Consider the following 21,394-nt stretch of genomic DNA (forward strand, 5'->3'; position numbering starts at 1 on the left):
GTGCCATGGTGCTATTTGAGTCGATGGGTCCTTCCCCAGAGGGTATCTCATCGAGGGCATTGCGCACCGTGATATTCAACTAGCTATGCATAGTTGAAATTAGGTTGACTAAAAAAGCTATTACAAAACAATACTTAATAGTCATTAACTATATAAGGGGTTGCTATGGAATTTTGCACAATGGCGGAATACTCTCGTCGGCTCGGGGTTAGCCGTGTCGCTGTGACCAAGTGGGTTAAGCGTGGCTGGGTATTCTTGGTTGCCGGACAAGTAGACGTTAAACGAACCGACGCATACCTGACCCGTTATCGGATAGGTGGCTGTCATCCTGTCGCGGGTGCCGTTATCACTGTACCAAGAGGCCGCAAGCCAATGAATCGGGCGAGTTAAGCGTGGCCTGTTTGGTCAACCATCCTGTCAACTAAACTTGGTTGACTGGTTGACTGGTTGACTGGTTGACTGGTTGACTGTTTCACGTCGACTAGTTTGTTACCCAGAGGTGTTACCCGAGGTAACAAACAACACCGCTTACGCGCGCGCGTATCTCTCGGCAAAACCGTCAAAGGCATTATTTCCGAACTAAGCCCCCCTTCCCAGAAACAAACCCATAAGCAGCATTAGCACTGACACCGACAGCCTTTCATTTTCCGAATCCGGTTACATAGGGGTTACACGGAAAATAAGCCTCTAAAAATCGGATATTCAAAACCGCCTGAAAGCCGCACAAATACAAGGGAAAATAACCTAGAGCCGCAAAAACAAAAAGTCTCAGGGCGTTTATCCTCTGAGACCTTTGTTTTTACTTGGTGGGTCGGGCGAGACTCGAACTCGCGACCAACGGATTAAAAGTCCGCTGCTCTACCGACTGAGCTACCGACCCCAAGCCAGATATTATGACTTATTTTTAGTGTCCGTGTCAACTCGACTGACGCGGAAACATCTTCTCGATTTGCTGGGCGATTTGTAACAACCGGAAATCACGACCCACCGCACTCACCAACTGCACGCCGAGCGGTAAGCCGAGATCGCCTTTGGTCAAAGGCAGGTTGATACAAGGTGTGCCCAAACTTGTCCAGGCACGATTAAAGACTGAGTCGCCAGTCCCCTGTGCAAGCAGTGGTGCTTGACCCGTCGCGCTGAAAGTCAACACCGCATCTACCTGTTCTAGGGCTTGCGCAAATTTGACGCGGCACTTTGTCATGTGATCGAGCTGTGCCTTGTATTCGGCCTCAGGGATACTCATCCCCTTTTCAATGATGGCGCGCGTTGCCTCGCCCATCACATCAGCGGCCCGTGCATAAACGTAACGATGATACTGAGCAGCCTCATAAGCTGCAATCACGTTGTTGCCTTCGGTCAAATCAATGAAGTCTTGTGCGGGCAACTCAAGATTGACGAAGTCTATGCCTGAACGTTTGAGCAACGTAGATCTTGCCAGCTTCAGTGCCTGCTGCGCATCCGCGCCCGCGCGATCTGCATACGGACCAGGAAACCAGCCAATCCTCAGATCGTAGCTTTGCTGGATCGGCGGCATCGTTTGACCGCGCAGCACCGAATACATCACCGCCGCATCGGCGACCTCTTTTGCGTGAATACCAATCGTATCCAAGCTGGTTGAAAATGGATTGACCCCTGTCAACGGGATCATGCCATACGTCGGTTTAAATCCAACGATACCGCAAAACGCCGACGGTCTAATCGTTGAACCACCCGTCTGAGTTCCAAACGCCAACGGCACCATCCCATCCGCAACCGCCGCGCAAGAGCCACTTGATGACCCACCTGGGGTGTGCGCGAAATTGTGTGGATTGACAGTTGGCCCAGCGTGAATATGCGCGAACTCTGTCGTCACTGTTTTACCCATCACAATGGCGCCTGCCGTTCTCAATCGAGCAACGACACCCGCATCAGCTTTGGGTCGATTGCCAGCAAATGCTTTAGAACCGTATTCGGTCGGCATGTCAACCGTATCGATGATGTCTTTGACGGCAACCGGGATACCATAGAGTGGCAAGTTTTTAGTATTCGCAGACAAACGATCGTACTGCTCTCGGACATAATCTGCATCGTGCCAGACGAAGGCTTTGACTTGTTGATCGCGCTCGGCAATTCTGGCCAAGTATCTTTCTAAACTTTCTCGTGAAGAATCCAACATCATCGTGCTCGCGAAATACGGACTTCAGCCCCACGGCGCTTGACCTCGAGGCCTTCAGAGGGAAGAATTCTCAAGCCTTCAAGGCCTTTGATGTAGCTGGATCCTTGCATCTGCATCACCCGAATTTTGTTGCGCATCACGACTGGATTATGAATGGGCATGCCGAACATCCACACTTCATCAAGAATGCGGGCAGAGTTGAACTCACCCGTATGCTGAGCGGTCGGGCCGAGGCATAGCATATGCCCCTCGCGGCCAAAAACAGGCAGCGTATCAAGACCGCAATCCATGGTCAGGGTGCTACCGCCTTCATAACGCCATCCCGTGTTTAAATCCCACCAGGCTTCACCTTTGGGCAAGTACACTTGAATCTCACGGCCAGGCTTCATGGCGGGTGCCACCAAGAGCGCAGGACCCAACAAATACTGGGTATCCCAGCGATGCGCCTCATCATCGGCCGGAAACGAGAGAGGCATGGATCTTTGAACAGGCAAGCCAGTGCGCGCCGCATCTTCAATCGCCCCTAATACATAGGGGATAAGTCGGTAGCGCAACTGCAACCAGCCTTGAACAAGCGCTTGTGTCTGTTCATCCAACGAGGTCGGTGTTAAGCCTTTGATCCCTTGAAAACAGAAGTTGCTCGACAACACGGCCATCCCGAGCCAACGTAGGTAAAGCTCAGGCGTCATCTGACCCAGATCAGCTTGAGCATTACCAATCGAATGAAACTGCACAGGGATACCACTTGCGCCCACGGATAAAGCCGTGCGCAACGTATGTTGTAAGCCCGACCAATCATTGGCCACGCGAGGGGCATGCTGCCAAAGTAATCGCTGCGAGGCTGGGAAGAGGTCATTGCTGAACACGACGCCTTCGGGCGGCACTTTCTGGCCAGCCGCGGCCTCAAACAGCGCTCGCCTTGCGAGGGCCGGATACAGCGCACGCAGAACGGCACCGCTCTCACCACCCCTTGCTGTGATGTCGTCGGGGAAGTCAAACTGCACGTCACACGCTGTGGCACCGACGCCTTCCTCGGCGAGATGGCGATGGCGCTCAGACCACGCGTTGTATACATCTTTATGGGTCAGGTCGAGTAATCCAAAGGATTGCCCTGCGGTAATGGCATTGCCCTCGAAGACATGGGCTTGCCCACTGTCTTTCAACAATAACCAGCCACGATCCTCCAGCTCTTCAAATAAAACACTGCCAGCGGGCACCGCTGGGATCGTATGCAAACACAGATGAATAGCGCGTTTTGCAAAGAGATCCAATACTTGCTTCGCATCCGGAAAGCGCAACGCATCCCATTCAGGGATCAACTTCGAATCCTGGTACGCCCAAGCCGCGGGGGGCAACATCAACACCCCATCGACCGACAACTTCTTTTGACGAAACTCGACGATGGTCTCTGCTGTTTGGGTTGCCGTCTGGCTGGCATCTTGTTCAAGCCATACACCCATCGACCAGAGCACAGGCTGACCTGCCCGTCCGGTTAATTGCGTGTATTGATTCAAAATCTCTGTCGGCTCGCCTGCGAACAGGAACAGGTCAAGCGTTTCGTCATTGACCGCCAACTGGTAGGTATTCGCAGTCTCAACGCCTAAGTCATGTTCAACACGATTTAAGGTGTTGACGTAAACACCCCAGCCTGAAATCCCCCACGCGAGTGGCAAGGCACGGTGGGTAGGCTCATCAGAGACGATGACTTCCATCCGTCTATCCAGATCGCCCTCTGACTCACCAAGCCCAAAGACTTTTTCTTGCGGGCTCAGTTCAAATCCGAAGAACCACGTCTGGTCTGCATACTGAACCCCTGCCGCTGCCAATGTCAGCACGGGATTGCCTTGACGTTTCAAGGACAGAGAGAATGGTTTACTGGCGAGATCAAGACTGAAATCACCTTGCGTCAGTCGCCAGCCCGTCGGGGAACCTTCGAGTGGTTCAACCAGCATTTCTCCAATCGCTTCGGGCCGTGCAAGCAAATAATCAGCATGCACTTTCGCCCGCGTGCCAGGCAATATGTCGCCTACAACGGATTCAGGTTTACCCACACGAACACGAAACACGCCAGGTGCATGCGGTTCGACAACGAGTTTTAATCCACTACCCAGATCAAAACCGACTTTGGCCGGCAACGTATCAGAGAGTTTGAGCGAGTCGAGGTGCATGTTTGCTTAATTTGCTAATTCTCATCATATTGTAGCAATTATGCTTAATTCGGACTCACTTCTTTCATCAGGTCGTTTTCAAGCGGTATCGGCTCGCCCTCAAAAGCGGCCACAATCAGATCGGCGGCAAGCGCAGACCACGTCAAGCCACGCGATGCAAATGCCGTTGCCACCCACAATCCGGGGGCATTGCTCATCGGGCCAATGGCCGGAAAACGCCCCGGCAGCACTGCTCTGAGCCCTGCCCAACCGGGTAATTGATCGGCCTCCTGAGATTGACTAAGCAAGGGCAAACCCAACAAATCTGAAGCTCGTTCAAGGTTGCGACGCCGTCCAGCGGTGGTCGTCTCAACCCGGTCTGGCGCGTGAACGTAGGTGGCACCAGAGACACAAACCCCTTGAACCGCTGGCAAGACGTAACCATCGCCCCCGACGATCAAGTCAGGCCCGCCACCTAATGCAGCGGCTGGCAGCAAAGAGATTTCACCCCCGAGCGCGTGCAATCCCTGCAACCGACTGCCCTTTGGCAACAGCCCGCTTCTTGCCAGTAAAGCCTTTGTGCCGCCACTATTGGCTAATATAACTTTGGTCGCAGAGGCCGCTGGCATGTTGCTTAACTCACTGTAGGCATGCCACTGCTCGTTCGCATATTCAATGCGAACCACGTTTGTCTTGCTGACTTTCAACCCACTCGTCTCGGTCAGCCATTGAACCAGTTCATTTGGCTGCACTTGACACGACATCGGAAAATACAACCCCCCTCGGTTCACCGGTGTACCTGCTAACTCACTCGCCTCAACACGACCTACATAGCGCACCCAGGCGGGGTCAAACCCCAGTGTCTGAGCTTGGTCTTGCAGGTCAACAACACGACCGCCTTCCAACCTTTCGAGTTGAATCGATCCGCACCAGTTTGCAATACTGGCGGGTACCGTTTGCCACTGCGCTGCGGCGCGTAACAGCCCCGCACGAGACAAACGCGCCCGCTGGTCGTCATCGGTCGAAATCTGCGGCGTAATGGCTGCGCTGTGATGCCCTAGGTGACGGGAAGGTTCAGTCAGGCCATCAGCATCCAGTAGGCTGACTTGCCAACCCCGCAACGCGAGAGCACGTGAAATGGTGGTTCCGGCCAAGCCCCCGCCGATCACGATGACACTTTTTAACGGTGTTCGAGACGCAGCCATCGATGACCTGCACCGCTCAGCCAGCCAAGTGTCATCGTCGAACCGATTGCGTTTGAGCAACGACTCTACGGCCCCAAGGTCCGTGACCAATCGCTGGTCGAGCCAAACCGCATCCACATGGCCGCGCAACTGGGTGACCGACGAAACACGTACCCCCACAAATAAGGTCAGGCTGACGCCTCTCGCATCAACGTCGATCAGATGAACGCCAGGCAAAGCTGGCGGGACACGTGATCCCAACGTCGACAATTCGGTGCTGAGAGTACCTACATGACTCACCCAGCCGACCAAGTGCAAACGTGCCGGGCGTGCCAAGTCGCTGCGCCATGCGTTGACCACGCTCGTCAAGCGCTCGCCGTTGATCGCAAGATCAACCAGCGTGAAGCTCGGCAGACCCGCCCATACCCATTTCAACCTTTGAAATTGGTTTGTCATCGTTTAGCGGTCAAATTCACTCGACATCCTCATTTCACTCAACAGCGTAAACTCATCATCCTCAATGCCCGATGACGACCTTCCGGATAAAACTTTCATGACCCAGTTAAACCAAGCCCTGAGCACTGCCATTGACGCGGCTCGCGCGGCAGCCGCCGTGCTGCAATCCTACGCAAAACGTCGAACTGAATTGGTGATTGACCACAAAGGCAGAAACGACCTGGTTTCTCAAGCGGATCGGCTCGCCGAACAAGCCTGTTTGTCAGTGCTGAAAGCCGGCACACCCGCATACGGCATTGTCGCAGAAGAGACTGGCGGCAGGCCGAGCGGCAGCGCGACTTGGTACATTGACCCCTTGGATGGCACGACAAACTACCTGCACGGCATCCCTCAGTACGCGGTATCCATTGGTCTGATTGGCCACGCAGGATGGTCAGATCAGAGCAATCAACCCCTCGTTGTCGACACGCCGATCGTGGCCGTGGTGTACGACCCCTGTCGGGACGAGATGTTTACTGCCATCCATGGCCACGGTGCTCAGCTAAATGGTCAGGCCATCCATTGCTCGACCACGACTGAATACAGTCAAGCCTTGCTCGGGACTGGCTTGCCCTTCAGAGATTACTCATTCACCGATGAATACATGCCAGCCTTAAAAGACGCGATCCACCAGACGCGCGGGGTTCGCCGCAACGGGGCCGCTGCGTTGGATCTGGCCTGGGTCGCTTGCGGCCGCTTCGACGGTTACTGGGAAATGGGACTGGCCCCCTGGGACGTGGCTGCTGGCACCCTGCTTGTGCGTGAAGCAGGCGGCATCGTCGAGGATCTGCGTGGAAAGCACCCTTGGCCGCTTGACGGCAACGTCGTGTCCGGAAACTCAGCGATACAACCCAAATTATTTGACATGGTTAAGCCCTATCTCGATCCCCTGTCACTGAGATAGGGTTTGAGTTGAAAATCGGCTCAATTAGTCGATAATGTAGAAATCTTCCAAATTTGAGTCACTCCCATGAAACTTCTTGAGCCTTTTTTGCATTGGCAGTCTGAAATCCAAGCCATTCGCCGCGATATTCACGCCCATCCTGAGCTAGCCTACGAAGAACATCGCACAGCAGATGTGGTGGCAAAATCCCTTGAGAAATGGGGGGTCCCCATTCACCGCGGCTTGGGTGGCACCGGGGTGGTTGGCATCATTAAGGGCAAGCGGGAAGGTTCGCGCGCAATTGGCCTGCGTGCCGACATGGATGCTTTACCCATGCAAGAAATCAACACTTTTCCGCACGCCAGTACCCACGAGGGCAAGATGCACGGCTGCGGTCACGACGGCCATACCGCCATGCTCTTGAATGCTGCACGCTACTTAGCTGAGCATAACGATTTTGCAGGTACCGTTTATGTCATTTTTCAACCTGCTGAAGAGGGCTACGCGGGTGCTAAGCGCATGATCGATGATGGTCTGTTTACCATGTTCCCCATGGAGGCCGTCTTTGGCATGCACAACTGGCCAAACACGAAGGTCGGCACGTTTGGGGTGACGCCCGGCCCCATGATGGGGTCAAGCAATCGATTTGAAATTACCGTAAAAGGTAAAGGCGCGCATGCCGCGCTTCCTCATTTGGGTGCGGACCCGCTGATGGCGACAGTTCAGATGGCACAGTCTCTGCAAACAATTGTCACTCGCAACAGAAACCCGCTTGACGCTGCTGTGCTCAGCATCACACAGATCCATGGTGGTAGCGCAGACAATGTCATTGCCAACGAAACCATCATGCGAGGCACGGTGCGCACCTTTACGATCGAGACGCTCGACTTGATTGAACGCCGCATGAAAGAGATCGTTGAAAACACGGCAATTGCGATGGGTTGTGAAGCAGATTTCGTCTTTGATCGTACGTATCCCCCCACCATCAATCACCCAAAAGAAACAGCCTTTGCTGCCAACGTCATGAGAAGCATCGTCGGTGCTGAAAACGTCAATGACTCGGTGCAGCCCACCATGGGCGCCGAAGACTTCGCGTTCATGTTGCAAGAAGTACCAGGCTGCTATGTTTTCATTGGCAACGGGATGGGCGATCACCGTTTGGCTGGCCATGGCCTAGGGCCCTGCACACTGCACAACGGATCCTACGATTTCAACGACGAATTGTTGCCACTGGGTGCTACCTATTGGGTAACGCTCGCGCAAGAATGGATGGCGCAACAGTGATTTGATGACACATCCCTCGACTGACTCGCCCGTGACCCTGCGCCGTCTAGACCCCGAAGACGCCCAGCAGGCACTTGCGCGCGTACAAGAGGTTTTGCATCGACATGAGGTCATCGAAAACCTCGTCCATCGCCAAGCCGAGGGAGGAGATAGAGCCGATCTGGTCGAGAACCTGCTGCAGCGTCAGCACGAAGCTGAACTGCAAGGCTTTGTCAATTCGCTTCACCCCGCGGATATCGCTTTTATCCTAGAGTCGTTGCCTAAAACAGAGCGGCAGATGATCTGGCGCTTGGTGTCTGCAGCTTTCGACGCCGAAGTCTTGCTCGAAGTCAGTGACTGGGTGAGAGAGTCTCTGCTCGAGGCCATGAATCGCCAGGACATCATGGCCGCGACCAGTGAAATGGACGCGGACGAGTTGGCCGATTTGGCACCTGATCTGCCCCCCGATATCGTGGCCGAGGTGCAAAAAGGCTTAACGGTCGAAGAACGTGCTCGATTGATCGAAGCCATGGGCTACCCCGACGACAGTGTCGGTGGCATCATGGATTTTGAGATGGTGCGGGTCAGAGAAGATGTGTCGCTTGAGGTCGTGCTTCGTTATTTGCGACGATTACCCGAACTACCTGATCACACTGATCAAATTTTCGTGGTGGATCGTCAGGACAAATTGCTGGGCACGTTATCCTTGTCAGCCTTGCTGGTTAACGAGCCTGAAATCGATGTTCGGGAGGTCATGGGCACCGATTATTTGTCCTTGAGCCCCTTGGATACAGACTCTGACGCCGCCAATGCGTTTGAACGCTACGACTTGATCTCTGCGCCAGTGATTGATGAGATTGGCCGCTTGATTGGTCGTGTCACGATTGGTGAGGTGGTGGACGTCATTCGGGAAGACTCTGACGAGCAAGCCCTGTCTCGGGCGGGTATGCAAGAAGAGGATATCTTCGCGCCGATTGCCATGGCCTTGCGCAACCGCGCCCCTTGGTTGATGCTTAATCTTGGCACCGCTTCAATCGCGTCTTTTGTTGCGTCACGCTTTGAAGAAACGGTGAGCACAATCGTCATGTTGGCGTTTCTGATGTCGATCGTCGCGGGTATCGGTGGTAATTCGGGCAATCAAACCATGACGTTGATTATCAGAGCACTTGCTGTGGGTCGGGTCAACGCGCAGAATCTCTGGGCCTTGATCAAACGTGAATTAATCGTCACGTTTCTCGTCGGCCTGCTGGGTAGTCTGGTTGCGGCAGGCTTCGCTTGGGCGATATCAAGATCACTACCCATCGCCCTGGTCATGATGGCAGCAATGATCGGCAATATGCTGATTGGTGCCTGCGTGGGCGTGCTGGTACCGATGACACGTGCTCGCTTTGGTAAAGACCCTGCGCTGGGCTCGTCCGTGCTGTTGACGTTTGCCACAGACTCACTGGGATTTCTGATCTTCCTGGGCCTTGCAACGATTTTTCTGATCTGACTGCAACGACAGGGTTACGCCCCGTCCGTCTCTTCCGAGTCTTCTTCATCCAGCCATGATTGCATCAAGGTATAAGTGACGGCGAGTGCAACGGGGCCCACAAAAATCCCAATCAAACCAAAAGTAAGCAAGCCACCGAGCACACCAACCAAGATAAGTAGCAAGGGCAGATCTGCCCCGCGTTTGATCAACATCGGTCGCAGGATGTTGTCCAGGCTGGCAACAAACAAACTCCAGATCAGTAAAACCGTTGCCCACGTGCTGTTGCCTTGCCAGTACATCCAACCAACCACGGGTAGCAAAACGAGCGACGGCCCTGCTTGCGCAATACAAAGCATCAGCATGACGGCTGACAAAACCCCCGCGAAAGGGACACCAGCGACCACCAAGCCAAGGCCGCCTAGCGTTGTCTGCGCTATTGCCGTTACCCCGACCCCCAAGGCAACCCCTCGAATGGCCTGCCCTGCAAGGATCATGACCTTTTCACCTCGGGCATGGCCCAATCGACGCCCGAGCTTTCTAAGTAATACCGCCGCATCTTCGCCCGTCGCGTAAAAAATCGCTGCAATCCCAATGACCAGCAGAAACTGAATCAAAATACCGCCCAAACCACCGAATTGCGACAAAATCCATTTGCCCGTTTGCGCAGCATAAGGCGCCACATGTTCGGTTAGACCTTCTGCCCCGCCGGCAACCAGATCGGCCCAGGCACTGACGAGCTTTTCACCGATAAACGGGATCGTTTTTAGCCACTCTGGCGTCTCTGGCAAGCCGCCAGCAGCAAGATGTGTACTCACTGCAATAATGTCATCTGAATTTTTGACGATCGTACTGATCGCCCACCACAACGGCATCACCAGCAACAGTAACATCGCCACAGTCATTACCGCGACTGCTGGTGCGCGTCGTCCACCGAACACGCGCTCTAGTGCAATCAACGTTGGCCATGTCGACACGACAATCATGCCCGCCCAGACGGTTGCCGCCAAGAACGGCTTCAATACCCAAATAGACAAAGCCAGCAGCCCAAAAATGGATGCGACGGCCAGGGTGTTTCGAGTGAGATTATTCTGCATCGCTGCCTAGTGAGTATGGATTGAGACTGCTTTGGGTCGGATTATAAGACGTACGCCATCGCGTTATAGTCGAAGAAAAAATAACGACTTGTCACAAGCAGTACCTTTTCTTGAGGGGACAATATGTACGACTTCATTATCCGTCAGGCGCAAGTCTTTGATGGATTGGGCAATCCACCCAGAACCGCCGATGTCGGCGTCGCGCAAGGGGTCGTCAAGACAATCGGTACGATCACCGACACAGCGCCTCACGAACTTGACGCCAACGGCTTATCGCTCATGCCAGGGATTGTGGATTTGCACACGCACTTTGACGCACAAGTCACCTGGGATAGAACGATGTCACCATCTCCCGCGCTCGGCGTGACCACCGCAGTCATGGGCAATTGTGGCTTCGGGATTGCCCCTTGTCCAGCCGATTTGCGAGAGACCATGATCAAGAATCTGTCGGTCGTTGAAGGCATGGATCTAGAAGCACTGCGAGCTGGGATCAAATGGAATTTCGAATCCTTTGCAGACTATATGGATCAGCTGCGTGCGACAAAACCCTACCTGAACACGGCCGTGTTCGCAGGTCATTCCGTGATTCGTACTGCGGTCATGGGCGAAGATGCCAGCGAAAAACACATCCCAACACCCGAGCAATTAGACGCCATGCGGCGACTTGTCGGTGAGGCAATGGACGCAGGTGCTATTGGTTTCGCTTCGTCCTTTTCCCCCAATCACAGTGGTTTTGGTGGGCGACCCATGCCTTCTACCATTGCAACCGAAGAAGAGCTCTACGCCTTGACGGAGGTCTTGGGTCAAAAAAACAAGGGTGTCTTTATGATGGCCACGGGTGCCCGCGCAAACCCGGATGTCATGGAAAAAATTGCTCACGATACCAAGCGTCCGGCCTACATCTCTACCGTGCTGAGCATGTACAACCCGGCCACACCTGAGCAAGGTCTCAGTTATTACGAACGGTGTTCGCAAGCCCAAGCCAGAGGAAACGAGCTGTTCATGCTCACGAGCTGCCAGCCGCTCTCTTTCGATTTTACGCTTGAAGAGCCATACCCGCTGCTGAGTCATTCTGCCTTTGACGCCATCAACGGACAAACACCTGAGGCGATCAAAACCATTTATGGGACGGCCGCCTTCCGAAATCAGCTAAGGGCTACCCTCGCTCAGCCCAAAAAGGGCATCCTATTTCTTGGCGACTGGCGCTATATCGAAGTCGGTGAAGGGGTACATCCAGAAATCCAACAGCTCGAAGGTCTGTCGATACATGAGATCGCCACTACCTCCGGTCAAGACCCCTTGGATGTATTTTTTGATATTGCGATAAAAGAAGACTTGAAAACACACTTTATTGGCAAGTTCTATAACCACATTGATGAAGGCGTCGCTCCGCTGCTGAAACACCCGGCCAGCGTGATTACCCTGTCTGACGCAGGCGCGCACCTCATTTACATGTGTGACGCAGCCTTTGGTCTGCATTTTTTATCTCATTGGGTACGAGAAACAGGCCACTTCACGCTAGCCGAAGGTATACGCCGCTTGACCAGCGACCCAGCAAACCGCTTTCGCATCCCTGATCGAGGCAGATTACTTGAGGGTTCTCCTGCGGATATGCTGCTCTTTGATCCTGCGACAGTGGGTATGTCAAAACTAGAGAATCGAACCGACTTACCGGGCGGCGGGTCAAGAAAAGTCAGATCACCAGCAGGCGTTCATGGGGTTTGGGTCAACGGCTGCTTGGTGCATGACGGTGAGAACTACGTTGACATGGATGCAGGCCCAGGACACGTGTTGGATACGTTTAATTGAACTGACAATCTGTCCTCATGTGAGCCACCTGACCACCGTGCAACTTACTGAGGTTGATGATTGCTTGGGTTAGTCCAGGTTGCTGAAGGTATTGCGCCAGAACTGCAACCGGGCAGGCAAGGTTGAAATCAAAATGTACTCTGATAGCGTGTGGGCACCGTCACCATCTGCGCCCAACCCATCAATCGAGGGGATACCCATCGCAGAGGTAAAGTTCGCATCGCTGCCGCCCCCTGTCATGGGCGCCTCTTCGAGCGAAAAGCCGGCTGCTGTCGCTTGATCTTGAATCTTCGCCAGTAGCGCAGCAGACTGCAAGGTTTTAACCATCGGAGGCCGATTGAGTTCTACCTCAACCTGGAGGCTTACGTCCGGCCCGATGGCTTTGAGCGCGTTGAATTTAGCCAGAATCTCTTCGCCTGCTAAGGCATCCGGGATTCTAAAATCAATCATTGCCTCACAGACACCCGGTACGGTGTTAGTTGCCGTACCACCTGCGATTTTGCCAACACTGACGGTAATGCCTCGCTGGTAATCCGTCAAGGCTTCAACAGCCAACACTTGGTGAGCCATTTCTTTAATGGCGCTGCGCCCTTTGTCGTGATTGACGCCGGCGTGAGCTTGGCAGCCCATGACGCAAAGCTTGACCATGCCTGTCCCTTTTCGGGCGGTGACACACTTGCCCCCGTCTGCACGCGCGGGTTCGGCAACGAGTGTGTACTTAGCTCGCGACGCGTACTTTTCAATAAAAGGTCGTGAATCGTGACTACCCACTTCTTCGTCGGGCACCATCAGATAATCGACGGGCAGGCATGAGGATGCTGCAGCGGCATGTTCGCAAAGGGCGGTCAACGCCAGATAGGCACCCGCCTTCATGTCGTAGCTGCCTGGCCCATAAAGACGATCACCCTCGATGCGAAGCTTGTTCAGCTCAGTGATCGTCCCGACGGGGTGGACAGTGTCCAGATGCGCCAACACCAAAATGCCTGGTCTTGCATCACCCTGAGCTCGATTACTAACCAGCAACAGAGGTAGCTTTTTTTCACCAATCGACGACAGTTCAACCGACAATCCCGCCTCGCGAGCCTGTGTGGCCGCAATCGCTGCCATACGGTGCAGCGCTGACACGTCGTTTGAAGGAGATTCACACGCGATCCATCTTGAGATATCGGCAACCAGGTTCTGTGCGTTATCCAACATCTTGTGCCCCTTGTTCTGGAAGATCGACTTACTGAATTTGCCCGTGGCAGTGCTTGTACTTCTTACCGCTACCACAAGGGCACGCATCGTTACGACCAACTTTGGGCAACACATTGCGTACTTGGGTGACTGCACCCGCCCCTTGCGCGCCACGATCAGCGGGTTCTTCGCGGGTGTCTGGGTCTAGGTAGTCAGCATGCTGAAACTGCACATTTTGCGAATGAGCCAAATTGGCCGCATCTTGCTCTGCCTGCGCAACTTCCTCTTGTGACTGTACGCGGACTGTCATGAGGATTTTCATGACATCGTCGCGCACACGGTCTAACATATCGGAGAACAACTCAAACGCCTCACGTTTGTATTCTTGCTTGGGGTTCTTTTGTGCGTATCCACGTAAATGGATACCTTGGCGCAGATGATCCAACGACGAAAGGTGTTCGCGCCATTGCGAATCAATCACTTGCAGCATGATGGATCGCTCGAAATGAGACCACGAATCAGGCCCAACCAAATCAGCTTTGTGCTGATAGGCTTGCCGAGCAAACTCAAGCACAGTGTCAAGGACATCCTCATCCGACATCGACTTAGACTCTTCCAGCATCTTCAACAGCGGCACATGCAACTGCCAGTCACCTTCTAATGCCAATTGCAACCCTGCCAAATCCCACTGCTCTTCAAGCGAGCCAGAAGGGACATAGCGGTTGACGAGTTCGCCAAAACAACCCTGCAATAAACTATCAATGGTGTCCGCGATCGACGGTGAATCGAGCACGTCGTTACGCTGGGCATAAAGGACTTTACGCTGATCATTGGCGACATCATCGTACTCAAGCAACTGCTTACGAATGTCAAAGTTGCGCCCTTCGACTTTACGTTGCGCCGTTTCAATTGAACGACTGACCATGCCTGCCTCGATGGGCTCACCCTCTGGCAACTTGAGTCGATCCATGATGGCTCGCACTCGGTCGCCCGCAAAAATCCGCATCAACGGGTCTTCGAGAGACAAGTAAAACCTCGATGAGCCGGGGTCACCTTGGCGACCTGCACGGCCTCGCAACTGATTGTCAATACGGCGTGATTCGTGGCGTTCGGTGCCCACGATGCGCAGGCCACCAGCCGCTTTGACCCGACTGTTCAAGGGCTGCCATTCAGCTCGAATAGCCGCAATTTTCGCAGTCTTTGCGTCGTCTGATAAATCGACATCAGCGCGGACTTGTTCAATCAGGCGCTCGATGCTGCCACCTAGCACAATGTCTGTTCCACGGCCAGCCATGTTGGTTGCGATCGTGATGTGACCTGGCTTACCCGCCTGTGCAACGATTTCTGCTTCACGGGCATGTTGCTTCGCATTGAGCACTTCATGCGCTACACCCGCGCTATGCAGCAATCCCGACAAGAGTTCTGAGTTCTCGATACTTGTGGTACCGACCAGAACAGGTTGACCACGCTCTTTGCAATCTTTGATATCAGCAATGATGGCGTTATATTTTTCTGAGGTCGTTTTATAGATTTGATCGTTCTGATCTACCCGAACCATGCTGCGATTGGTGGGGACAATGACGGTTTCAAGGTTATAGATCTCTTGAAATTCATAGGCTTCGGTATCTGCCGTCCCCGTCATGCCAGCCAGTTTCTCGTACATACGGAAAAAGTTCTGAAACGTGATCGACGCCAGCGTTTGATTCTCAAATTGAATCTTGACGCCTTCTTTGGCCTCTACCGCTTGATGCAAACCATCAGACCAGCGACGCCCTGTCATCAGACGACCGGTAAATTCGTCGACAATCACGACCTCACCGTCTTGCACCACGTAGTGCTGATCGCGATGAAACAGGCTGTGTGCTCTCAATGATGCCATCAAGTGGTGCATGAGCGAAATGTTGCGAGGCTCATAGAGTGACTGCCCTTGTGGCAACAAACCCAGATTGCCAAGGATCGTCTCTGATTTTTCATGCCCTGCTTCAGAGATATAAACTTGCTGATTTTTTTCGTCAACCCAATAATCACCCGCAGGTTCTGGCTCTTGTGGTTTGGGTTCACTGGCCATGCGGGTCAGCAACTCTGGCACAGCGTTCATTCGAAGATAGACTTCGGTGTGATCTTCCGCTTGCCCTGAAATAATCAAAGGCGTTCGGGCTTCGTCAATCAAGATTGAATCAACCTCATCGACAATGGCGAACACGAGCGAGCGCTGACGACGATCCTCAACGCGATACTCCATGTTGTCGCGCAAGTAGTCGAACCCGAATTCGTTATTGGTCCCGTAGGTAATATCGGCAGCGTAGGCTGCGATTTTTTCGGCATTATCCTGCTGCGGCACGACGACACCAACGCTTAACCCGAGATACCCATAGAGCCGCCCCATCCACTCTGCATCGCGACGAGCGAGGTAGTCATTGACGGTCACCACATGCACCCCTCTGCCACTTAAGGCGTTGAGGTAAACCGGCAAAGTCGCCATCAGCGTCTTGCCTTCTCCGGTACGCATCTCGGCAATTTTGCCTTGATGCAAAACCATGCCACCAATCAACTGAACGTCAAAATGACGCATCCCGAAGACCCGTTTGCCGGCCTCTCGTACCACGGCAAATGCTTCGGGCAGAAGGTCATCAAGCGTCTCACCTTTTGCCAAACGATCCTTAAAGCTTTGTGTGCTCGCGCGCAATGCGTCGTCGGACAACGCTTGCATTTGCGGCTCAAGGGCGTTGATTTGGGCGACTTGCCGACGATATTGCTTGAGCAAGCGGTCATTTCGAGTGCCGATTAGTTTTTTAAGCAGGGAAAGCATGCGAATAAGGCCTAGATTGAACGTAGATTCGCAGTTTAACGCACGCTGACGTACTCGGTTGCCTCAATCGATGCGCTTGCAGAGATGGGGGGTTGCAGCAGCTTGCCGGTTAAAAATGGGGTTGGATCTACTGATCGCTTGCGTCGACGCACTTCAAAGTGCAAATGTGGGCCGGTTGAGGCCCCCGTCGAACCCACATGACCAATCACCTCGCCTTGCGACACCATTTGCCCCTCTTTCACCAGCAGTGAACGGGCGTGGGCGTACCGGGTCATCAAACCTGCGCCATGATCAATATCGACAAGGAAGCCATAGCTTGAGTGATAGCCAGCCGTCTTAACAACCCCGCAGGAAGCGGCATGTATCTGAGCCCCTGCATTTGCGCTGAAATCCAGCCCCTCATGGTGGGTCATCTGACCTGAGAACGGATCGACTCGCCAACCGTAGACTGAACTCAAGCGCCGATAAGACATCAATGGCCAGCCTAGCACTGAGGCAACAGAATAATCAATTGGCAGTGGTAGCAAATGAGGCTTTGGCGCCAGACTGATGTTTGGTAAACGCTGATTAGGTGAGGCAGAGAGGGTGTCGTGACGACTTCGCTCTGAGGGGCTGTGGACACCGATGAGGTAACCGAAAAATATTGCCAAGCTCATCGAGGCAATCCAGCCACCAGTCTGGTATCGTATTCGACATGGCAAGTTCAAAACCCTCTTCATCCTTTGGGCACGCAAACGGTGCTCACCCTATCGGCTGGCTTGACCACCACGGCCAATACGGCAATGTACTAGCAACGGCGCAATTACACCTGAAATTGAAACGAGCCATTGATGAGGCATCACCCCCAGCCATGCGGGGCGCCTTTGACGTCATCAAAATTGATTCGTCAACGCTGACACTGACCGTGGCGAGCGCAGCTTTCGCGGCTAAGTTTCGCCAAATCGCACCGCGTGTCACAACCCACTTGAATCAACGAGGATGGAACTTTACCGAAATCAAATTGAAGGTACAAGGGGCCGTAGATCTAAACATCCCAGTCAAGCCACCACGCGAAGCACGAGTACTTCAAGCCAGTGATTTAGAGGCTTTCGAGGCACTGCTCAAAACGATTGCGCCAGGCCCGTTGGCTGATTCGGTGGCACGCCTGCTGGCGCATCATCGAGAGACCAAATGAACGCCAGATGTCGTTACGCAAACTTCCATTCTTGGCGAAAGGCAGCAGGCGCATCACTTTGCGATGCAAAGCTCACCACCTCAAACGCGTCGGGTTGTGCCAACAACGCTCGGCATAACTGGTTATTGATGGCATGGCCTGAACGGCAGGCAACGTATTTAGCCATCAAGGGCATGCCGATCAGGTAGAGGTCGCCAACAGCATCCAAGATTTTATGTTTGACGAATTCGTCGTCATACCGCAAGCCATCGCTGTTCAGCACTCGATACTCATCCATCACGATGGCATTATCCAGGCTACCACCGCGGGCTAAGCCCATCGATCGCAAGGCCTCTACCTCATTAACAAAACCAAAAGTGCGTGCGCGGGCAATTTCTTTGATGTAAGAATCTGTCGCGAAATCAATTTCAGCAAAGTTAGAGGTTGAATCGATGGCGGGATGACGGAAGTCAATAGAAAATGACAACGCAAAGCCGTCGTGCGGCTCAAGCCTTGCCCACTTTTCTTGTTTGCCGTCGTGTTCACGAATTTCGACGGGTTTGGTCACTTTAAGAAACTTTTTCGCGCTGGCTTGCTCTTCGATACCTGCCGAACGCAACAGGTAAACAAACGTCGCTGCACTACCATCCATGATAGGGACTTCTTCAGCAGTCAGATCGATGTGAAGATTATCAATCCCCAAGCCGGCTAGCGCAGACATTAAATGCTCGACGGTCGATACTCGCGCCTGCCCAACTTGCAAAACTGACGCCATCCGTGTGTCACTCACCATGCTAGCGACAGCGGGGAAATCAACGACCTCAGGCAAATCCAAGCGGTGAAACACAATCCCCGTGTTCGGCGCGGCCGGACGCAAGGTAAGCTCGACCCGCAGGCCAGAATGCAGGCCTACCCCAGTCGTTTTGACGAGATTTTTGATCGTTCGCTGTTTGAACATAGTTTGATTTAGTGAAAGCCCCTAGATTGTACACTTTTTGGCTGATATGACGGGGATCGCACAAGATAGCGCGCACTCGAAGCTGGGGATGCCTCGAATGCACGCCCGCAAGGGGGTTACCCAGTGATTGGGCCCCCCTCGCTAGAGGGAGTTGACTTAGCGATCAGTCAGCTTGGCGTCGCAGGAAAGCGGGGATGTCATAGTGATCCATCCCTGAAGTTTCGAGCGCCCGAACCTGAGCAGATGCTTGAGTGCGTGGATTACGAATCACGGTCGGTGCTTTCAGTTCGTTTAAGTTGCTACCCGACACTGGCATGTTGTCCGTACCAGTCCGTTGCATTTCAACTTGCTCAACTTGCTGTGTGCTCACCAACATGGGACGTTTCACTGCTCGACCCAACCCTGTCGCCACCACTGTCACACGGATATCATCGCCCATGGCTTCGTCGTAGGCTGTGCCAAAGATAACGGTGGCATCTTCAGCGGCGAAGCTCTTGATGTGCTCCATGATGACGCGTGTTTCTTTCATTCTGAGAGACTTGGTTGCGGTGATATTGACGAGCACGCCACGTGCACCATTGAGATCGACGCCTTCGAGCAACGGGCAGGCCACTGCCTGAATGGCTGCTTTCATGGCACGATCTTCGCCACTCGCAATCGCAGTGCCCATCATTGCTTGACCTGGCTCGCCCATAATGGTTTTAACGTCTTCGAAGTCAACGTTAACGTTACCTTCGACGTTGATGATTTCAGCGATACCAGCGCAGGCATTGTGCAAGACGTCATCTGCTGCTTTGAAACAGTCAGACTGCGTCGCATCGTCATCCATCAATTCGTAGAGGTTTTCGTTCAACACCACGATGAGCGAATGAACATGACTTGACAGTGACTCAATGCCGTCTTCTGACATTTTCATCCGCTTGCCGCCTTCAAACTCGAAAGGTTTGGTGACGACACCGACCGTCAAAATCCCGAGATCTTTCGCCACCTCGGCAACCACCGGCGCAGCCCCGGTGCCCGTGCCGCCACCCATCCCGGCGGTAATGAACACCATATTGGCGCCATTGAGGGCCGCACGAATCTCTTCGCGAGCCATTTCAGCAGCAGCCCTGCCTTGATCGGGCTTAGCACCAGCGCCCAGTCCGGTTCGCCCTAACCGGATTTGCACAGGAGCGTTCGTAGCGGCCAGAGCTTGCGCGTCAGTGTTGCAGCAAATAAAGTCGACACCCTGCACTCCGGACCTAATCATATGCGACACGGCATTACCACCCGCGCCACCGACACCGACCACCTTAATGATCGTGCCTTTGCTTACGTTATCTAACATCTCGAATTTCATTTTTTGACTCCCTCAAGTCTTACTTGCAAACGGTTTCTAAAATCCCCAACTACTTTTTAGAAATCGTTTCAAACTTATCGCCGACAGGGTCCGCGCCGAGTTTGAAACGCCTCTCTAGCAGATCAATCGTTGAACTGATTGGTCTGTTTAAAGCCTTACGGCTTTAATTATGTACGATCCCTGCGAAAATCAATTGCTCAAATATACGCATAGACAGCTCGCCTTTCATTTAATTCACAAACCATTCTTTCATCCGCGCCAAAATCCCGGTGAATGTCCCGGTAGGTGCGGCCTTTCTGCCGCGCAACCGTTGCATTCTCGCCTCGCCTAACAACCCCATCACGGTCGAAAATCTTGGGTTGCGCATGACATCGGCCAAGCTACCGTTGTAGTCAGGCACCGCCACGCGAACGGGCTTTAAGAACACATCTTCGGCGATCTCCACCATACCGGGAAGCAACGCCGTACCGCCCGTCAGCACAATCCCTGACGACAGCAAGTCTTCGTATCCAGAGTCTCGTATCACCTGTTGCACCAAATTAAATAACTCTTCAACACGAGGTTCGATGACGGCACCCAGCGCCATCCGCTTTACCTGACGTGGCTCGCGATCGCCCAGCCCCGGTACTTCGATGCTTTCCTCGGGGCTAGCCAACACTTGTTTTGCCAAACCATGACGAAGCTTAATATCTTCCGCGTCAGGCGTCGGGGTACGTAACATAGCGGCGATATCACTGGTAATTTGGTCGCCAGCGATGGGTAGTACGGCTGTATGACGTATTGCCCCCGCTGTATAGATGGCAACATCAGTTGTACCGCCACCGATGTCAATCAGGACAACGCCAAGCTCTTTCTCATCTGCCGTTAAACATGCCATGCTGGAGGCAAGTGGTTGCAAAATAAGGTCTTGCACTTCAAGACCACAGCGACGAACACACTTGACAATGTTTTGCGCCGCACTAACGGCACCCGTCACAATGTGAACTTTAACTTCGAGCCGAAGGCCACTCATCCCAATGGGCTCACGAATGTCTTCTTGTCCGTCGACGATGAACTCCTGCGTCAAGACATGTAAGACCTGTTGGTCCGTGGGAATATTGACCGCTTTGGCAGTTTCTATCACCCGAGACACATCGGCAGCGGTGACTTCTTTGTCTTTCACTGCCACCATGCCGCTCGAGTTGAAGCTTCGAATATGGTTGCCCGCGATGCCTGTGTAGACATCTCTGATTTTGCAATCAGCCATCAATTCGGCTTCCTCGAGCGCCCGTTGAATCGAATTGACGGTCGTCTCAATGTTGACCACCACGCCTTTGCGCATCCCGCGCGATTCGTGTTGCCCCAGACCCAGCACTTCGAAGCGCCCTTCGGGTAAGATTTCAGCAACGACAGCAACCACTTTGCTGGTACCGATATCCAGAGCAACGATCAGATCCTTGATATCACGAGTCATGA

General features: G+C 53.4%; 16 protein-coding genes and 1 tRNA gene. 6 read left to right on the forward strand and 11 right to left on the reverse strand.

The window, feature by feature from the left end:
- Positions 1–165: 165 nt before the first annotated feature.
- A complete protein-coding gene (locus AC1W8Y_RS13940; protein ID WP_482015101.1) occupies positions 166–390 on the forward strand; it encodes a hypothetical protein in 225 nt (74 codons plus the stop codon).
- Between the two features lie 414 nt (positions 391–804).
- Here the strand turns inward: AC1W8Y_RS13940 and AC1W8Y_RS13945 are convergent.
- The 4 genes from AC1W8Y_RS13945 to mnmC1 form a co-directional block, all read right to left on the reverse strand.
- Positions 805–880, reverse strand: a tRNA-Lys gene (locus AC1W8Y_RS13945).
- Positions 881–916: 36 nt separating this feature from the next.
- The gene (locus AC1W8Y_RS13950; RefSeq protein ID WP_482015102.1) at positions 917–2,158 is read right to left on the reverse strand and encodes an amidase; all 1,242 of its coding nucleotides are present in this window, start codon (positions 2,156–2,158) and stop codon (positions 917–919) included.
- On the reverse strand, positions 2,155–4,323 hold the full coding sequence (locus tag AC1W8Y_RS13955) for a glycoside hydrolase family 31 protein (protein ID WP_482015103.1): 2,169 nt from the start codon (positions 4,321–4,323) through the stop codon (positions 2,155–2,157). Before AC1W8Y_RS13955 ends, AC1W8Y_RS13950 begins: the two co-directional genes overlap by 4 nt.
- 44 nt (positions 4,324–4,367) lie before the next feature.
- Entirely contained in the window at positions 4,368–5,942 is a 1,575-nt protein-coding gene (gene mnmC1, locus AC1W8Y_RS13960) for an FAD-dependent 5-carboxymethylaminomethyl-2-thiouridine(34) oxidoreductase MnmC1 (RefSeq protein ID WP_482015104.1), read from the reverse strand.
- A 97-nt stretch (positions 5,943–6,039) separates the two neighbouring features.
- On the opposite strand from mnmC1, the gene AC1W8Y_RS13965 reads away from it, so the two are divergent.
- The 3 genes from AC1W8Y_RS13965 to mgtE all read left to right on the forward strand — a co-directional run bounded on the left by AC1W8Y_RS13965 (position 6,040) and on the right by mgtE (position 9,619).
- A complete protein-coding gene (locus tag AC1W8Y_RS13965) occupies positions 6,040–6,885 on the forward strand; it encodes an inositol monophosphatase family protein (RefSeq protein ID WP_482015105.1) in 846 nt (281 codons plus the stop codon).
- A 66-nt stretch (positions 6,886–6,951) separates the two neighbouring features.
- Positions 6,952–8,148 carry a M20 aminoacylase family protein gene (locus AC1W8Y_RS13970; RefSeq protein ID WP_482015106.1) on the forward strand — a complete coding sequence of 399 codons (1,197 nt, stop codon included), beginning with the start codon at positions 6,952–6,954 and terminating at the stop codon, positions 8,146–8,148.
- A gap of 4 nt (positions 8,149–8,152) precedes the next feature.
- Positions 8,153–9,619: a magnesium transporter gene (gene mgtE, locus AC1W8Y_RS13975; RefSeq protein ID WP_482015107.1), complete on the forward strand. Its 1,467-nt coding sequence runs from the start codon at positions 8,153–8,155 to the stop codon at positions 9,617–9,619.
- A 14-nt stretch (positions 9,620–9,633) separates the two neighbouring features.
- Here the strand turns inward: mgtE and ydiK are convergent, their stop codons facing one another.
- The gene (ydiK, locus tag AC1W8Y_RS13980) at positions 9,634–10,695 is read right to left on the reverse strand and encodes an AI-2E family transporter YdiK (RefSeq protein WP_482015108.1); all 1,062 of its coding nucleotides are present in this window, start codon (positions 10,693–10,695) and stop codon (positions 9,634–9,636) included.
- A 123-nt stretch (positions 10,696–10,818) separates the two neighbouring features.
- On the opposite strand from ydiK, the gene AC1W8Y_RS13985 reads away from it, so the two are divergent.
- Positions 10,819–12,504 (forward strand): N-acyl-D-amino-acid deacylase family protein, encoded by a 1,686-nt coding sequence (locus AC1W8Y_RS13985; protein ID WP_482015109.1) that lies wholly within the window; start codon positions 10,819–10,821, stop codon positions 12,502–12,504.
- Between the two features lie 69 nt (positions 12,505–12,573).
- On the opposite strand, the gene AC1W8Y_RS13990 is transcribed toward AC1W8Y_RS13985, so the two are convergent.
- The 3 genes from AC1W8Y_RS13990 to AC1W8Y_RS14000 are packed head-to-tail and all read right to left on the reverse strand — an operon-like array spanning position 12,574 to position 17,145.
- Positions 12,574–13,701 (reverse strand): M20 family metallopeptidase, encoded by a 1,128-nt coding sequence (locus AC1W8Y_RS13990; protein WP_482015110.1) that lies wholly within the window; start codon positions 13,699–13,701, stop codon positions 12,574–12,576.
- A gap of 28 nt (positions 13,702–13,729) precedes the next feature.
- Positions 13,730–16,489 carry a preprotein translocase subunit SecA gene (gene secA / locus AC1W8Y_RS13995; protein ID WP_482015111.1) on the reverse strand — a complete coding sequence of 920 codons (2,760 nt, stop codon included), beginning with the start codon at positions 16,487–16,489 and terminating at the stop codon, positions 13,730–13,732.
- A gap of 35 nt (positions 16,490–16,524) precedes the next feature.
- On the reverse strand, positions 16,525–17,145 hold the full coding sequence (locus tag AC1W8Y_RS14000) for a M23 family metallopeptidase (RefSeq protein WP_482015112.1): 621 nt from the start codon (positions 17,143–17,145) through the stop codon (positions 16,525–16,527).
- A gap of 38 nt (positions 17,146–17,183) precedes the next feature.
- On the opposite strand from AC1W8Y_RS14000, the gene AC1W8Y_RS14005 reads away from it, so the two are divergent.
- Positions 17,184–17,663, forward strand: a complete 480-nt coding sequence (locus tag AC1W8Y_RS14005; protein WP_482015113.1) for a DciA family protein — start codon at positions 17,184–17,186, stop codon at positions 17,661–17,663.
- Positions 17,664–17,676: 13 nt separating this feature from the next.
- On the opposite strand, the gene lpxC is transcribed toward AC1W8Y_RS14005, so the two are convergent.
- The 3 genes from lpxC to ftsA form a co-directional block, all read right to left on the reverse strand.
- Entirely contained in the window at positions 17,677–18,600 is a 924-nt protein-coding gene (gene lpxC, locus AC1W8Y_RS14010; protein WP_482015114.1) for a UDP-3-O-acyl-N-acetylglucosamine deacetylase, read from the reverse strand.
- 163 nt (positions 18,601–18,763) lie between these two features.
- Positions 18,764–19,939: a cell division protein FtsZ gene (gene ftsZ / locus AC1W8Y_RS14015; RefSeq protein ID WP_482015115.1), complete on the reverse strand. Its 1,176-nt coding sequence runs from the start codon at positions 19,937–19,939 to the stop codon at positions 18,764–18,766.
- A gap of 229 nt (positions 19,940–20,168) precedes the next feature.
- The gene (gene ftsA, locus AC1W8Y_RS14020; protein WP_482015116.1) at positions 20,169–21,392 is read right to left on the reverse strand and encodes a cell division protein FtsA; all 1,224 of its coding nucleotides are present in this window, start codon (positions 21,390–21,392) and stop codon (positions 20,169–20,171) included.
- Positions 21,393–21,394 lie beyond the last annotated feature (2 nt).

The organism is Jezberella sp., assembly GCF_964834465.1.